Raw genomic sequence first — 16,649 nt, 5'->3', positions numbered from 1 at the left:
CAAAATAAAATGGTAAGATAAATTTAAACTGATCTACTATTTGTTATATACCTTAAATATATTGGCTAAAAAAATGTTATGATCGGCAAATTTTTCAGAAAATTCTATTTAGACATAGTCATCTGGACCATTTTATTGTTACTTCCCTTTATCACCTATCTCTATCAACCAGATAAGATTTCGGAGTTTAAGCCCTACTCTGCTCTATCTCATCTAGCCAATATTATATTTTTGGCAACAAATTTTTATTTACACTGCTATTATGTCGCACCAAAATACTTCTTTACAAGCAGAAAGTTTCTGGTGCTTTTAATTGCTTGTGCTTTTTTATCCTATGTCGCGCTAAACTATGCTATTGTATACTTTAATCCTAATGGAGAATTGGCACATTTCACAAAAGAAAATATACTTTTCGTACGACTAGTGATCGGGCCTGGAATTATATATTCACTTTGTTTAATTACCTCATCCATGATTTTTCTATACGGGGAACAAGCCAGGCAAAAAGAATTAAATAAGCAGATTGCTTTGGAGAAAACAAAAGCAGAATTAACAATTCTAAAGCTTCAGATCAGTCCACATTTCCTATTCAACACCCTTAACAATATCCGATGGTTGATCCGTAAACAATCACCAGATTCTGAAGACACAATCGTCAAATTATCCGAAATATTGCGGTACATTCTCTATGAAGTTGATGGTGCAAAAGTAGAGCTCTTTAAGGAAATCGAGCATATGCAGAATTTTATTGCCTTACAAACACTCCGTCTTCCGATAGCTGGAAATGTGGATCTCGAAATTGAATCTAATCTAAAAAATAGATTGATACCACCTTTACTATTTATTCATTTTGTAGAGAATGCATTCAAATATGGTGTAGACAGTAAAAACAGTCCAGAAATCAAGTTTCAATTCGCACAGATTCCAGGCGGTATAATTTTTAAGTCCAGCAATAAAATACTACAGCATACAGAACTTCGAACAAGTGAAGGAATTGGATTAACCAATGTTCAGCGTCGCTTGCAACTGTTATATCCAAATCGTCATGATCTTTCCATTACAAAAACGGATGACGGTTATTTCCAGGTACTACTCAAATTGATGACCGATGAAAATTAAATGCTTACTTATAGATGACGAACCATTTGCTTTAAACATCTTAGAAGACGATTTATTAAGCTTTGACAAGGTTGAAATACTGCACAAGTTTAACTCGCCAATCGATGTCGTCGATTACTTGAGAGATCATGAAGTCGATCTGATTTTCTTGGATATACAAATGCCGGAAAAATTAGGAACACAATTTATCCGGGAACTTACTAATCCACCTTTATTTATATTCACTACGGCATATCATCAATATGCTGTGGAGGGTTTTGAATTGAATGCAGTGGATTATCTATTGAAACCCATTGCAAAAGAAAGATTGACTAGCGCTATTCGAAAGGTTGAAGACATTATGCTTTTACGAGCAAATCAAAATAATACAGTAGATCACATCGTCGTCAATGTTGAGTATAAAAAGATTAAAATATTTATCAATGAAATAAGTTACATAGAAGGATTAAAAGATTATGTTAAAATCTATATGGTAAATCGGAATGCTCCACTTCTTACCCGTAGTAACCTAAGAGGTATGGAAAAAATTCTGCCAGTAAAAGATTTTTTAAGAATCCATAATTCATATATAGTAAACAAAAATAGAATTCAGCACGTCGCTCTAACGAAATTAACACTTCCTGAGATTGCACTGCCAGTAGGCAAAAAATATGTTGGAAATATCGAAATTTTCTAAATTAAATTCTCTTGTCGACACTAACATTTATTTCAATAACTTCATTCGTCTACACATTTACGCTGTCTGTCTACAGATCATTGTGTAGATTAAAAATCCTTCTCAAATTTGTCATATATCAGACCTCTATTAAAAAGGGATAAACAAATCGATAAAAAAAGAATAATGAAAAGATATATATCAACGCTTATTGTAGCAACTGCAATATCAACTGTGTATGCTCAAAATACCGCTGAAAATTCACCTACAAACGTAAATAAGTCTGAAGGTACAATCTTTGGTCAAATTATAGACAGTCAAGGAAAACCTATTTCAAAGGCTTCGATTAATCTCTTTCAGGTTATCAAAGATCAAAAAAACAATCAGGAAAGAGAAATATTAATAAGAAGTACAAGTTCGCTGGAAAATGGAAATTTTAACTTTTCAGCTATTTCTAATACCAATAATTGGAAATTAAAAATCAGCTCAATAGGTTACGCAACGCTCGAGCTAAATGTTGATCATAGTGATGATAAAAAAGTCTTAAACAAAAATATAGGAACTATTGTACTTAAAAATGACAATCAACAACTTGCAGAAGTAACTGTCACAGGTCGAAAGGCTTTATTGGAAATGGATATTGATAAAAAAGTATTCAATGTGGAAAAAAACATCGTAGCAACTGGCGGTACTGCTATCGATGTACTTCGTAATATGCCATCTGTACAAGTAGATATCGATGGAAATGTCAAGCTCAGAAATGCTGCACCAACCATTTTTGTAGATGGAAAGCCTACAACACTTTCACCAGATCAGATCCCCGCAGATGTCATCGAAAAAATAGAGATCATCACAAACCCTTCTGCAAAGTACGATGCCTCAGGAAGTATGGCTGGAATTTTAAATATAATCCTTAAAAAAAATAAGAAAACAGGATATAATGGTATGGTTACCCTAGGTGGAGATCGATTTGGCGGAACTAATTTTATGGGAAGCCTCAATGCGCGTCAAAACAAATTAAACCTGTCATTTACAGGAATGAATATGCGAATGCGTACGAATACTGAAGGAGATAGTCATAGAACGAGTAATATAAATAACATAAATTCAACTGTAGATCAAGATATTGAAGGAAAAACAAAGGGTATGATCACTTTTGGAAGACTTGGTTTAGATTATGATTTCAGTCCACGAACTTCATTATCAATTGCCGGAGTTTTGGTTGAAGGGAAATTTCGTCCAAATGAAGAAACCCTAATATCAACACAATCTGAAGGAAAAACCTCATTAAGCAATCGAATTTCGGAATCCGAACGAAGCTTTAAACCAAGAGGTCTACAGGCCGGAATAGTGCAGAAATTTAAAACAGAAGGTGAGGAATTAACTGTTGACTTTAATTATTTCGGAGGTAATAATAATTCAAACGGTCTTTACACCACAAATTATCTCAATGATATAAACCAGATAACAGGCACAAAAAAACAACAGAACATCGGTTTTGGAAATAATAAATTTATTATTATCCAAACGGACTATGTTAAGCCTTTCAAAAATGGAATGAAATTGGAGACCGGTCTTCGTGCCCAAATTAATAAATTAAAAAATCTCAACGATAATTCAATACAAGATATTGGTGAAGAAGACTTTAAAAATATTTCTTCAGCATCCGCTAATTACGATAGTAAAAATAGCGTTTATGCCGCTTACGTTTCCCTCGGAGGAAATTTTAAAGATTGGGTATCCTATAAAATAGGTCTACGTGCTGAAAACTCAACTTATAATGGAGAACTTTTAAATACTAATGAAAAATTTAAGAACAATTATCCATTAAGCCTATTTCCATCTGTGTTTTTAAGTAAAAAACTGACCGAAAAAGATCAAATCCAGATGAGTGTCACGCGTCGCGTGAATCGTCCTAATTTTTTTCAAACGATACCTGTTATCGATTATACAGACAGCTTAAATATTACGAAAGGTAATGCCGATCTTGTTCCTGAATTCACGACTTCTGGCGAGCTTTCTTATAGTAGAACACATGGAAAAGGCACTTTTTTAGCTTCAGTTTATTATAAATCTACCAATAATTTGATTACCAGATTTTTGACTCAGGAATTAAATCCAGTAACAGGCAAGATGGATTTTATAAATACCTATATTAATGCCAATTCTAGTAAAAACTATGGTGCAGAATTTACATATACCAATAATCTTAAAAAATGGTGGGATTTAACCGCAGATCTTAATTTCTATAATTCAAAAATAGAAGTTGACGACAGTACCCCGTCTGAAGCAATGTGGACAGTGTTTGGAAAATTGAACAACACCTTTAATGTTAAAAACAATTGGAATCTTCAAGTCGCATTTGAATATCAAGGCAAAACAAATATGCCTGTCACACAAGGCCAGTCATTTGGTCCTCCAATGAATCAAGCACAAAGCTCATCCCAAGGATACATCAAACCTTTTTATGGTGTCGATCTAGCTCTCAAAAAGAGTTTCTTAAAAAATCAAGCTGCCTCAGTAACTTTAGCTGTGAATGATATTTTCAGAAGCCGAGGTAATACAATTGTATCTTCAGGAGAAGGGTTTACACAATCTTATTATCGACTTTCAAATCCTCAACTAATCAAATTGAACTTATCTTATCGCTTTGGAAAAATGGATATGAATATGTTTAAGAAAAACAAAAATCAAAATTCGATGGAAGGAATGCAAATGCAGTAATCTACCCGTACAATAACAAATAGAGGGGTGTATATAGATCTTAATCTATATACACCCCTTTATTTTAATCTAATTGATTTAACTTACAAAAATGAAGAAGTTAATTAAGATACTAACATTAAAATAGGGACCTTGGCATTAACTGCCAATTTTTTTGAGGCACTTTTTTGAAAAAACGAAGCGATAAATCCAAGTTTACGGGGTACAGTGATCAATACATGAATATTATGTTCTTGAACATATACATTTAGTTTCTCAACAAAATCTTCACCTTCCAAATAAGAGTAAGTCGGTTCAAGACTATCTAAACTTGCATGCAAAAAAGATTGTTCCTCAATTAAATCAGCTGCCTTATGCTTCCCTTGAACACTTACATTTACAACATACCATCTTAAAGATAACAATTCTTGTAAATGAAATATTGTTTTCACGGGCAATCGTTCATCTAAATGCAATAGATCCACTGCAAGGATCACATTTTTAAAGATATGTACTTTATCCATATCTGGCACCAATAAAAGGTTATACAGATGTGCCTGTATCAGCTCATTGGTAATAGTACCAATACTATTTTTACCATTATCATCATTTCCTCTCATTCCAGCAATAACTAGGTCAACATGCCCCTCTTCGGAAATTCGCTCCATGCCATCTAAAACAGTAAAACTATCATGTCTTGTATGGACGTTTGTAGCTGGTGAAACATTTAATAATTCCTGTTTCAAAAGAAGCATTTTTGAGTCTACTGCCGCAATATCTGTTTCATCTACAAGAATTGGTGGCGGTATAAACTCGCCGACATAGTAAAATCCTCCATTTAGATACCCTAAGGAGTGGTATATGATGACTTTTTTTATAGCTGTTTGCTTAGCAAGGGTCAAGAGTTGATCGAAAGCATGTCTAGCAGGAACAGAAAAATCGGTTAAAAAAACAATTGTTTCCATGATCGTGATTTCTTGTAATGTATACTCGATTACTAAACAACCGAATCTTATTTTTAGTTTAAAAATTAAGAAAATAATACACATTAATCTAAATGCATAAATAAATATTCCGAATAAACTAGAAATGTCTTATGACCGATTACGCAAGTTGTTTCATATTTATAATTAGTTTTTCGAATCGAAATTTGCTAATTTTAATTTTTTCGGTTTTCAATTATTGGTCTGTACCTATAGTTTATAGTAAAATACGTTGAAAACCTGGCAATTGTCTTTAATAATTATATAAAACTTATGTACATATATAATATCCACTGGATCCTTAAATTTATTTTTAATTTAGCTATAATCATCCTGATCAGTAGATTCTTCTATGCTCCTTTTGATGATAAGTTAGCTGATACAAACCTTGTTTACATATTACCATGTATTGGATTAATCAGTAGCTATTTATATCTCTCAGCTTGGTTTGGTTGGAAAAAGAGCTTTTACATCATACTTTATTTAGTAGCATACCTGATCTTCATGGGATATTTTTTGCTAAATCATCTATTGCCAAAATGGGTTGATAATACAATAATAATCTTAACTGTATCTGTAATCGGTTATTTTTGCTATCGCATTATTAATCGTATTATTAAAACAATGATTTATCGCTGTAAAGGAATTAAGAGCCGTATTAATACATACGTAATTCGAAATAAAAGAAATAAGTGATCTTTTCAGGAAGCTCGACAATGACGTTAAAAACATAAGAACTTATACGTAGATATGAAATCTAATATCGATAAACTGAAGTTTCCAATTGGTAAATTTATTGCGCCAAATACAATAGATAATGGAACGATAACAAAATGGATTGGAATTATACAATCTTTCCCAGATCTTCTAAAAAAAGAAGTTCAAGAATTATCGGAAGAAGCATTACAAAAAACCTATAGACCTAATGGTTGGTCAATAAGACAAATAATACATCATTGTGCTGACAGCCACATGAATAGTTTAATCAGATTTAAACTAGCTTTGACAGAAGATATACCCGTTATAAAACCATATGCTGAAGATCTTTGGGCAGAACTTATTGACTCAAAAGAACTTGCTATTAATTCTTCTATAAATATGCTAGAAGCTCTACATTACCGCTGGGTAGTTTTACTACAAAATATGACACCTTCGGATATGGCCAGACAATTTAGACATCCTGATTCGAACGAACTCATTAATATTAAAACAAATATTGGACTGTACGCTTGGCATTGTGAGCATCATCTTGCACATATTAAAATCGCAAAAATGAATAAGGAATAGTCAATTTAAAATATTATGAAGGTAATAAGTTTTTTATAAAAATAAGCTAGCATTTTTTTGTAAAATTGCATTAAATTAAAAAGGTAAATTGAGATATTTTTTCCATATCGCCTATCAGGGTCAGAATTATAATGGTTGGCAAAGACAACCTGATGTAGAAAGCGTACAAGAAGTTTTGGAAAATACACTCCATAAAGTATTAAAAGTACCAACCACCATATTTGGTTGTGGCCGTACAGATGCTCAAGTCCACGCTAGTCAGTACTTTTTTCATGCGGATATTGAGAAAGAATATGATTTCGACTTATTATTTCGACTCAATAAGGCTCTTCCTGATAACATCGCCATTTACGATATAATAAAAATGGAAGGTAAGCCGCATGCTCGTTTTGATGCAGTGCATAGAGAATATGATTACTTTATTCACACGTACAAAGATCCTTTCTTAAGCAATCAAAGCTCATTATACTTATATCCCAAATTAAATTTAGACAAAATGAGTGAAGCTGCAAAATTGCTCTTAAAATATAAGGATTTTCGTCCCTTTTGCACACATCCTGATAAAAATGAACATACAATCTGCCACGTAACAGCTGCAGGAATATTTGTCAATACAAAAGGTGATAGAATTCGGTTTAATATTTCCAGTAATAGATTTTTAGGTAAGATGATCAGAATTCTAACCGGTAAACTTTTAAAAATAGGTAATGGGGAACTAAGTATTGATGAATTTGAAAATCATTTCATTACATTAGAACTTCCCAAAATATTGAGACCAGCCCATCCAATAGGTTTGTATCTATCCAAAGTTAACTATCCATACCTAAATCTTCCACCACGCACTGATTTTTTAACACCTTCCCAAAGTTCCGACTGGATTTCTATTTAGATACCCAATATTAAAAAAAATAAAGTATGCAATCCTATCTAGATACTTTTCATAACAAATAATGTTAACTTTCTGATATTAGTGTTATTACTTTATCAATCGGTCGACCGATAACGGCCTTACCATCTTTTAAAACAATAGGACGCTCAATTAGAATAGGATACTCCAACATAACGGAGATCCATTCTTCATCCGAAAGAACAAGATTTTTAAACTTTTCTTGAAAAATTGATTCATTACGTCGTATCAGCTCAAGAGGTTTTAATTGAAGTAAAGTGACCAGCTCAAGCAATTCATCTTTACTAGGAACATCTTGAAGATACTCCCGTATTGATAAATCTACATCTTTCGATTTCAATAAATCTAATACAGCACAGCTTTTACTACACAATTTGTTATGATATATCTTTATCATGATCCAAAATCTAGAGTATTATATCTTTTTTAATCACTTGAACTTCAGCACTAATTCGTACTTCATCACTAACCACAATATTACCAGCTTCTGTAACAGCATCCCATGTTAAACCAAATTCCTTACGACTAAGTTGCCCGCTTAAAGAAAAGCCTGCTTTTGTTTGGCCATAACTATCGACCACAATCCCGCCAAACAAAACTTGTAATGTAATAACTTTGGTAATATTTCCTATTGTCAAATTTCCGGTTAGTTGCGCTTCATCCCCGATTCCTACATATTTAACACCAGTAAATTCTAAATAACGGTAGGCTTCAGCATTAAAAAAATCAGCTGACTTCAAATGTTCGTCTCTTTGTGTATCATTGGTATTGATAGAATTTATCTCCGCTTTAAATGCTATATTCTTAGCGGTATTAAAATCATTAGAAGTAGTTTCAAGATCAAGTGTGAACTTCCCAAAATAACCTGTTATCGTTGTAATCATTAAGTGTTTCACTTTAAAAGCGACTTCACTATGACTTGGGTCTATTGACCATTTGTATGTTGCCATAAACTGTTATTTTAATTAATTAGGTAGATATCTAATAATTGCAAATAAGGATTACTAAAAATCTAAAAATTGATTTAGATCATTTGTTTGATACGTTGAGTATGCTACTTTAGGCTAAATTAATTCCTATTCTCAACGCTTGCAATCCTTTAACACCCTGTAATTCTTCCAATTCCAATTCTTCTAGATCATCTAATAAAGATCCGCTCTTTTGTAGATATTGAATATATCCTAAATATTCCTTTTCCTCACGCTTTGTAAAATAGACAATAGCAATTTTACCCGGCTGAGTAAGGCGTTCGTTCGAACCTTTAATAGTCACTTTATCGATTCTCTTTTTTATAATCTGATAGCGAATATTATAAGCTCCCTCTACATCAAATCGGTGTTCATCTGTTCTAAAATTAATATCGATCAACGTAGCATTAACAAAAATAAGCTGCGTTGTTAGTAAACGTTTCTCCATTTGATCCAACAGACTATGTGTAATTTTTGCAATCGCCGCCATTGACGTCAATTGCCAAAGTCGGATATTTTTTAAGTATATCTCATTGAACTTTTTGTCTGGAGCGATAGATTGGCCTATGTAAATATCATATTCAATACCATCTGATCTAAATTTTTCAAAATAACAAGGGTAAGAATTTTGCAATTCCTTTTCAAATAACTCCAGATAACCACTTATTCCACTATTAATTAAACGTATCGATTTTTCTAAAACATTACGATTTTTATAAACAACCCCATTTAAAGGATGGATAGCATTTTCATATGCGGCAATAATCGGATGAGATTCTTTTAAATTCTCCTTAAAATAAGTGAGAACTTCAGCCACATTTTGATTAAAAAAGTCATTAAGCTGAATCTGCATACTATCCATTAATTCTTCATTAATTTCCTGTAACCATCTTCGGCAGTTGAAAATCATTTCATCAAGAATAACAATACTATTTAAGTGTTTCAATTGAATTAAGACATTCTCCAATAATTCTAATTGAACAATCATGTCCTGAAAAGCCGCCTTATTTCTTTCAATAGTTGAATTTCGAATATCGATGGCACCGTACAACGGATATATTTGTTCAAATTTAATATCACCAACAATAGGTTTAGGTTTATCTTGTTCTATTCTTTGTAAATATTCCCAAGCCTCTTGATTAAACTTCCACTGTACTGCTGATTGAAGAGATGTAAATTTTTCCTTTATAACCTCGTTTATTTTTGTCTGAAACTCAACAATTTCATCTTTTAGCAACTGTGCTAGTAAGGTACTTGCACTAAATATTCGAGCCAAAATCTGTTCATCAAGAACTGCATCTGTTTTTGTAAAGACTTCGATAACACCTACGATCTCTTTATTATGGGCTATGGGAATCAATGCATAGTTGACGATGCCCAGATCTTTCAGTCGTTCCCAAAGGAACGACATAGTTTTATCTTCAATAGGAAAATCTTTACTAAAAACAAGAATTTGGGGTTGCTTAATAAATTCATCCAGCAACTCTTGAATACGTTGCTCACTTCCTTTATTAATTTTTAATAAATCCAATAAAGCTGACGTTTTCTTTTCTTTAAAATCAAATACGACTTTGTTATTCAACTTAAAAAAAGGTAAAAGAGAAAATTCAATAGCAGGATTTCCTGCTAATGTTCTTAAAGCCATAATCACGTGTCCATAAGAATCTGCTTCATCAATTCCCCTTATAATGATATTTTTTATATTTTCAAGCGCCTGTTGCTCAGTAATATCAGTAACTGTTAAAATAGAAAAACCATCCATTTTGATTTTATTCAATGGAATCAAAGTTTTTATTATCTCAAAATTTAATGTTTTTGAAAACTCATCAATTACTTTTATCCGATCAAAAACAGGTAAATTTCCGATTACTTTTACATCTACAAAAGTATGATCGATATTGATCCGGTAATACTTTTGTAGTCCAGTCAATGCATCGATAAAGGAATGAATTATCTCAAAATGCTTTGCAGATTTTATCCCATATAACCTTTCTAATATAAATGAATACAACATCTGGATTTTCTCAGAAAACCCAACAGAATCATGTGCTAAAGCAAGTTGATTATCACATCTATACTGTTCAAGTAAAGCATAGAATTTATCTGTTCCAAAACATATTTTTTGTCCTAAAGGAAAGCCCAATGCCCAATAAGTGTCCTCATCATCTTGTAATACTGGATTTAAAGATGCATGAATTAATCTAAATTCGTTTTCAAATTGGTGAATATTGTGCTTATCCAAAGGACCATATTTTGCAAATGCTTGATTAAAATCCTTTAATACACTAGCTAAAAAGTTCTTTTTAATTGATATTTCATTTTCACCTTTTCTTTTCAGATAATTCAAAAATGGGTCAAAAGAAAGGTGGGTTTCAATTTCAGGAAATTGATCTTCCTCCTCATTTATTATAGTAAATAATGCTGATTGCATATTAAAAAAATTAAATTACTAACACGACCCATCACATTTAAGATGGGAATGTTATGCAGAGTAGATTCAGTTCGTTATTTATTTGTGATTTCTGTTTTATAAGGTATCCGGTATGCATAATCTGCCTTAATACCCTTATTATCGTAAGTATAATAAGTAATCTGAGTACTTCTATCCAATAATAGATCCACAGTAACAAAACCCTGCATTGAATTTTTATAAAGTAAGTTACTATTACTTTTTATAGATGAGCTTTTTGCTCCAGAACCGCTAACAATTTGATATTGATCTCTTTTTTTTATAAACTGTAAGCCGTGATCGTGACCAGATATGTAAACATAATTCGGAACTCCCTCAAATACCGCATTTACTTGTAGTTTTAAACGTTTGTAATCCGAATGATTCATATCTTCAGGATTTGAAAACACTGTTGATCTCATTAATGGATACAATGATCCAATTACAGGTAATGGAAGGTAAAAATTTTTATTCAATATTGTAAGTGGAAAAATATGGTCCTTCCACGAATAGTAACCCGCATGAACACCGTATGAATAGAAAGGATGATGTGAAGCAACCAAAATTGTTTTATTCTTATTCTTATGAACCAATTCCTTCAGTTTTTCTATAACTTTAACTTCAGAATCACAGCCACATCTAATATTAGTATCGATCTTTTCATGAGGAAAAAGCCACCATTCACTATCATAGGCAATAATAACCAGATGATCTGAAATAGGAATTTCTACCGGATCAGGACAGCCATTTTTAGGAACTAATTGCAAAAGTGAATCTTGTTGTGCATCCAGAAAATTTCCTTGAGCTCTGATCTTTGCTAGTCCCTGTTTCCCCATCTTATCCCAATCATGATTGCCGGGTATAAAATATACCGGTGCATCAGCGGCTCGCATAGGTTCATACTGTGACCTTAAGATCGATGCTGTTTCCAATTCTTCCTTACTACCGGGTAGCCCCATACCACTAGGGTAGATATTATCCCCCAAAAACATAACAGTTGTCTTCCCTTTTAAAACCAGTGCGGCGGCAAGTGGAATAATCGTTTCCTGTTTAAAATTAATCTCACCGGCATCACCAATAAAAATAACTCGGTTTACTACACTATCTTGTGCAAATACCCCAGTCATTAAAAATGAAAGAAGTGTAACACATAAAAATTTCAACATCTTTTAATTCAATTTAAATTTTAATAATGTTGCTTTATTTGCTTTATCTCCACCCTCATTACCAATATATAAACTGCCCGAATCATCAAATGCAATAGCTTCAGGCTGATTAAAAAGTGACGGATCTAATGGAAATGCGCCAACCACCTCCCATTTTTCATTTGCAACAACTAACATTTTATTAATCGAGGACAAAATATACCACTCGTTTGTCCGCTTGTTTTTAGTCAAAGCTGATGGCCGAAACTGTTTTCCTTTTAAACTACTAATTAAGTCAATTTGTTTCTCATCAATTTTAAATTCCCCTTTTTTGAAAAAATCACCCTCTTTAGAAAGTCCCAATACATAACCAGTAACTTTGCTAGACGATTTATCAACAGCACATTTCTTACATATAATATACAATAAACTGTCTACTTGAGAGGCCGCTAGTGATTCATATTCAGCTTTAGGAATCAGGTCTTTTCCTACTTTAACATTTGTAGCTTCCCTTTGAAGTATATCACTGTAAGGAAACGAATAGACTGTACCTTTACTTTCTAGCACTACAATATATCCATTACTGATGGCAATTCCCTCGTAGTCACCTTTCTTTGCAAACTTGATCTGCTGGTACTGGTGTTCACCTGGCGCAAAATAATACACCAGACCATTTTCATCCTCGTTTGCAAAGATATGTTTGGAGCTTTCTGCAGGAAATGCTATTCCAGATAGTTCATGAAGAGCATCTGGTAAAAATAATTTTTCTCCTTTATTGAAATCATAGCCCTTTGGACTCCTATAAACTTGAGTAGTTTGTGCACATGCTGTCAAGAAAAATAGACTAGCAATAGGCATACATATCAATAATAATTTTCTACCATTCATTTCCTTACTCATTTAGTTGTTTACAATAATCATAAATACACTCTTGGGCGCGAATACCTTTATCAACAGATCTTTCGATGGAATCCATATGTTCATCCAGAACTTCAGCAGACGTATCGTCTTCCAATTGTATAGCAATAATTGTTTGAATCTCCTTTTTTAATCGTCTATTAACAATCGGAAAACAAACTTCTATCCTATTGTATATATTACGGTGCATCCAGTCTGCCGATCCTAAATACACCTGTTCTTGACCATTATTGTTAAATATAAAAACTCTACTATGTTCTAAGTATCTATCTACAAAACGTCTAACGCTAATATTTTCACTTAGACCGGCAACACCCGGTATTAGACGACAGATACTCCTGACTATTAATTGAATTACCACTCCAGCTTGACTTGCCTCATACAACTTTTGGATCATGCCCTTTTCTTCTAAATTATTGACCTTAATAATAATCCATGCTGGCAATCCCATCTTTGCAGATGCAATTTCCTGATCGATGAGCTGCATAAAACCTGCTGCCAAATTATATTGTGACACCAGTAAATACTTGAAATGGGTACTATAATAGGAAGTTTGATCTCGTCTTTTTTTTAACACATTAAACACCTCCATTACTTCTTGTAAGATTTCTTGCTGAGCAGTCAATAAAACATGATCAGCATACCTATGGGCTGTTTTTTCATTCAGATTGCCCGTAGAAAGTAAACCAAAATACTGGACGGCATTACCTTGTTTTGTTTTTACTAAAGCAATTTTAGCATGCACTTTTAAATTTGGAATACTATATAGTACATTTACACCTGCTGCTTTTAATTTCTTTGCCCAATAAATATTATTTTCCTCATCAAATCTCGCTTTTAATTCCACGAAAACAGTTACTTTTTTTCCATTTTTGACTGCATTTAATACTGCATGTAGAATTTTAGAATCACTAGCTACCCGATACATGGATATATATATTTCTTCCACATCTCGACGAACCGCTGCCTCATTAAAAAATCTAAGCACCACATCATAAGACTCGTAGGGAGTATTAACGAGGATGTCTTCAACACTAATTTCATCTAACAAAGATAAAAATGAAGATTTAAACCGATAAGGTATTGGAGGTTGAGGTCTATATTTCCACTCTTTTTTATCAATCGGAAAAGAAAAAAAATCTTTTAGATTATGATAGTTACCTCCTTTTATACAACTAGATTTGCGAAGTTTAAACAACTTAATCAATGCACTTAAAAGATCATCTGGAAGATCTGGCTGATAGAGTAAACGTGTCGCTAGCCCAAAATCTCTTTTTCTGATCTGCTTTTCAATTTTCAGAAGCAACGAGCCTTCAAATTCATTATTTAACTCCAACTCTGCATCACGAGTCACCTTAAATGAATACATACCTGTAATGAAGTGATCTTTGAAAATATCTGGAAAGTTTTGCCTAATAATATCGTCAATAAAAACAATATAATTTTTATCTTCAGTGGCAACATAATAGAATCTGGGAACTTGATCCGACGGAATAGAAATCATTCCCAACTTATCAAGTTCCCCTTCTTTGAAAGTAAAAACAAAATAAAGTTGATTGTTTTTTGGAAAAAAAGTGACATCTTCGATAATAGATATTTCTAAGTATGATGCAATCCGTTCATAAAAATAATCTTTAGTTTGGTTAACAATAGTATCGGGGATTGTTTCATTATAGATGAAATGAATGTTAGCTGATTTTAAAGCAGGAATGATTTCACTTACCAAGATACTTCCAAAAAGAGATAACTGTTTTTTTATGCGTAACTTGACCTGTTTATAAATTTTAACGTCTTGCGAGTCATTATCTATGTTTTCCTGATGTTTAATCTTTTTCAAAGCAAGCAGTACGGGCATTCTAACCCGATAAAATTCGTCCAGATTTGAAGAGAAAATTGCTAAAAAATTAATTCTCTCTAATAGCGGAACTTGTTTTTTACCTGCTTCTCTCAAAATACGCTCATTAAACGATAACCAGCTCAAATCACGATTATAAAGACGTGTACTCACTTCTTCACTTTCAATGTTTAGCATACATTAGGAATTAATCAATACAACAATAATAAACGCACATACGGATACAATCAACCCGTACATAAAAATATTATAAGCTAATCGAAGTAATTTGAACTTTCTGCCCAACACAACACCCTGAGAATAGACATCTTTTATTAAAGTACTATACAGATAATCACGCTCTTCCATCATAAGTTTCATTCCGCTATTATAACTCTCTAGATTCATTCTGTAAAAGTTACCAAAAAACAACAAATTGACTTTTTTACTTTTCAAATCTTCATCGGTGTATTTTCCGTCCGGAACAGATGGTCGCGTTGCCAAAATAGCAATCACCATAGTTGCTAAACTAGTAAATAATAAAATTGATGTAGGAAATATTAAATGAGCATTATTGTCTAATTTACGTAATAGGAGAGCAATAACAACAGATAATATGATCGAATTAACAGTGATTAGGATATTGGATTTATTATCAGCCATATCACTTAAACGCTGATTATTAGTCGAGGTGATGCGAAACATTGTCTCAATCCCTCTTTCAGGTCTCCCGTTCTTTTTTTCTTGATCAGCAGTTCCAGAATTTTCTTTTTGTTTCAAAACCGTCATATTCTGCTGCTTTTTATTTTCTAGTAAATTACGACCATAATCCGTATGATAATGATGATCTTCCATTAATTTAATCGTATTTTTTCGCCACTCATCTTTACTCACTACATATCCACAAGCTTTCGCTTCTTGACGCATCAATTTATTGCGGGCATCAAAGCGATCGCTGCCTAAGTGAAATAAATCAGCATCACAAACAATTTCTTCCAATAGATTCTTTGGTGATTGCGGTAATTTTGTCGCTAATATACAGCCAGACACAGACTGAATGAAACTATCATCAACATCTTTTGAATGAAGGAAATCTGAAGCAATGGCCGCACTCCTCTCTTCATGACTATCTTTGCCATGAACACAATAACCAAGATCATGAAAATAGGCTGATAACGTTACAATTGCGGTGTCGCGCTCTTCAAGATTATAATAACTTGCCATTTTCTGAACTGCATCCACAACCTCCTGCGTATGTGCATCATTATGGAAGCTGAATTTTGAAAGGTCATGTTCATCCATATACTTATGTACAAATTCGGCCGTTTCCTTTATCAATTGAGAGTAGTCCATAAAATAAAAATTAGTTTGGGTTGATCGTAATCAATACTGATTCAATATACATTACCATTATTTAAAGATAAGAATTAAATAATATCTTCTTAAGATCCATCCAAACAAAGATCATTTATTTTTGGCAGATATGGATGAAAATAATCATCCTAAAAGATACGATAAATAATAATAATATTACATTTTTCAAAAAAAGCCGAATACATTTTTGTATCCGGCTTTTTTTATCATTATGTCCCGTCCTGAAATAAGTTGACATATAACTCAGCTTATTATGAAAAAAGAACTAAAGAACAATTTACGACGGAGTCAGCGAGATTATAGCCTA

Annotated in this window: 13 protein-coding genes; 5 read left to right on the top strand and 8 right to left on the bottom strand. The window is 32.7% G+C overall.

Features of this window, described 5'->3' with window-relative positions; genetic code table 11:
• Positions 1-78 precede the first annotated feature (78 nt).
• The 3 genes from EDF66_RS00065 to EDF66_RS00055 all read left to right on the top strand — a co-directional run bounded on the left by EDF66_RS00065 (position 79) and on the right by EDF66_RS00055 (position 4,498).
• Positions 79-1,119 carry a sensor histidine kinase gene (locus EDF66_RS00065; protein WP_132839702.1) on the top strand — a complete coding sequence of 347 codons (1,041 nt, stop codon included), beginning with the start codon at positions 79-81 and terminating at the stop codon, positions 1,117-1,119.
• Positions 1,109-1,795, top strand: coding sequence for a LytR/AlgR family response regulator transcription factor (locus tag EDF66_RS00060; protein ID WP_132839700.1), 687 nt, complete (start codon positions 1,109-1,111; stop codon positions 1,793-1,795). The genes EDF66_RS00065 and EDF66_RS00060 overlap by 11 nt, the downstream gene beginning before the upstream one ends.
• 165 nt (positions 1,796-1,960) lie before the next feature.
• Positions 1,961-4,498 (top strand): outer membrane beta-barrel family protein, encoded by a 2,538-nt coding sequence (locus EDF66_RS00055; RefSeq protein ID WP_132839699.1) that lies wholly within the window; start codon positions 1,961-1,963, stop codon positions 4,496-4,498.
• Between the two features lie 104 nt (positions 4,499-4,602).
• On the opposite strand, the gene EDF66_RS00050 is transcribed toward EDF66_RS00055, so the two are convergent.
• A complete protein-coding gene (locus EDF66_RS00050; protein ID WP_132839697.1) occupies positions 4,603-5,442 on the bottom strand; it encodes a universal stress protein in 840 nt (279 codons plus the stop codon).
• A gap of 768 nt (positions 5,443-6,210) precedes the next feature.
• On the opposite strand from EDF66_RS00050, the gene EDF66_RS00045 reads away from it, so the two are divergent.
• Together EDF66_RS00045 and truA are read left to right on the top strand one after the other, a co-directional pair.
• Entirely contained in the window at positions 6,211-6,747 is a 537-nt protein-coding gene (locus tag EDF66_RS00045; RefSeq protein WP_021188328.1) for a YfiT family bacillithiol transferase, read from the top strand.
• Positions 6,748-6,835: 88 nt separating this feature from the next.
• Positions 6,836-7,636, top strand: coding sequence for a tRNA pseudouridine(38-40) synthase TruA (gene truA, locus EDF66_RS00040; RefSeq protein ID WP_132839695.1), 801 nt, complete (start codon positions 6,836-6,838; stop codon positions 7,634-7,636).
• 64 nt (positions 7,637-7,700) lie between these two features.
• On the opposite strand, the gene EDF66_RS00035 is transcribed toward truA, so the two are convergent.
• The 7 genes from EDF66_RS00035 to EDF66_RS00005 form a co-directional block, all read right to left on the bottom strand.
• On the bottom strand, positions 7,701-8,051 hold the full coding sequence (locus EDF66_RS00035; RefSeq protein WP_132839693.1) for an ArsC/Spx/MgsR family protein: 351 nt from the start codon (positions 8,049-8,051) through the stop codon (positions 7,701-7,703).
• Positions 8,052-8,061: 10 nt separating this feature from the next.
• Complete coding sequence (locus EDF66_RS00030) at positions 8,062-8,604, bottom strand: YceI family protein (RefSeq protein ID WP_132839691.1); 543 nt, start codon at positions 8,602-8,604, stop codon at positions 8,062-8,064.
• 109 nt (positions 8,605-8,713) lie between these two features.
• On the bottom strand, positions 8,714-11,053 hold the full coding sequence (locus EDF66_RS00025; protein WP_132839690.1) for a GAF domain-containing protein: 2,340 nt from the start codon (positions 11,051-11,053) through the stop codon (positions 8,714-8,716).
• Positions 11,054-11,127: 74 nt separating this feature from the next.
• On the bottom strand, positions 11,128-12,237 hold the full coding sequence (locus tag EDF66_RS00020; RefSeq protein ID WP_084825382.1) for a metallophosphoesterase: 1,110 nt from the start codon (positions 12,235-12,237) through the stop codon (positions 11,128-11,130).
• Between the two features lie 3 nt (positions 12,238-12,240).
• Positions 12,241-13,116: an SdiA-regulated domain-containing protein gene (locus tag EDF66_RS00015; RefSeq protein WP_132839688.1), complete on the bottom strand. Its 876-nt coding sequence runs from the start codon at positions 13,114-13,116 to the stop codon at positions 12,241-12,243.
• Entirely contained in the window at positions 13,109-15,166 is a 2,058-nt protein-coding gene (gene ppk1 / locus EDF66_RS00010; protein WP_132839686.1) for a polyphosphate kinase 1, read from the bottom strand. The genes EDF66_RS00015 and ppk1 overlap by 8 nt, the downstream gene beginning before the upstream one ends.
• Before the next feature lie 3 nt (positions 15,167-15,169).
• Entirely contained in the window at positions 15,170-16,321 is a 1,152-nt protein-coding gene (locus tag EDF66_RS00005; protein ID WP_132839684.1) for a Pycsar system effector family protein, read from the bottom strand.
• Positions 16,322-16,649: the final 328 nt, after the last annotated feature.

This window comes from Sphingobacterium sp. JUb20, from assembly GCF_004342035.1.
Taxonomy (GTDB): domain Bacteria; phylum Bacteroidota; class Bacteroidia; order Sphingobacteriales; family Sphingobacteriaceae; genus Sphingobacterium; species Sphingobacterium anhuiense.
This window is presented reverse-complemented; position numbering and strand designations above follow the sequence as displayed.

Excerpts from the sequence above, each read along its gene's own strand:
- EDF66_RS00065 (WP_132839702.1), top strand. The coding sequence starts at position 79 with ATGATCGGCAAATTTTTCAGAAAATTCTATTTAGACATAGTCATCTGG.
- EDF66_RS00060 (WP_132839700.1), top strand. The coding sequence starts at position 1,109 with ATGAAAATTAAATGCTTACTTATAGATGACGAACCATTTGCTTTAAAC.
- EDF66_RS00055 (WP_132839699.1), top strand. The coding sequence starts at position 1,961 with ATGAAAAGATATATATCAACGCTTATTGTAGCAACTGCAATATCAACT.
- EDF66_RS00050 (WP_132839697.1), bottom strand. The coding sequence starts at position 5,442 with ATGGAAACAATTGTTTTTTTAACCGATTTTTCTGTTCCTGCTAGACAT.
- EDF66_RS00045 (WP_021188328.1), top strand. The coding sequence starts at position 6,211 with ATGAAATCTAATATCGATAAACTGAAGTTTCCAATTGGTAAATTTATT.
- EDF66_RS00035 (WP_132839693.1), bottom strand. The coding sequence starts at position 8,051 with ATGATAAAGATATATCATAACAAATTGTGTAGTAAAAGCTGTGCTGTA.
- EDF66_RS00030 (WP_132839691.1), bottom strand. The coding sequence starts at position 8,604 with ATGGCAACATACAAATGGTCAATAGACCCAAGTCATAGTGAAGTCGCT.
- EDF66_RS00025 (WP_132839690.1), bottom strand. The coding sequence starts at position 11,053 with ATGCAATCAGCATTATTTACTATAATAAATGAGGAGGAAGATCAATTT.
- EDF66_RS00020 (WP_084825382.1), bottom strand. The coding sequence starts at position 12,237 with ATGTTGAAATTTTTATGTGTTACACTTCTTTCATTTTTAATGACTGGG.
- EDF66_RS00015 (WP_132839688.1), bottom strand. The coding sequence starts at position 13,116 with ATGAGTAAGGAAATGAATGGTAGAAAATTATTATTGATATGTATGCCT.
- ppk1 (WP_132839686.1), bottom strand. The coding sequence starts at position 15,166 with ATGCTAAACATTGAAAGTGAAGAAGTGAGTACACGTCTTTATAATCGT.
- EDF66_RS00005 (WP_132839684.1), bottom strand. The coding sequence starts at position 16,321 with ATGGACTACTCTCAATTGATAAAGGAAACGGCCGAATTTGTACATAAG.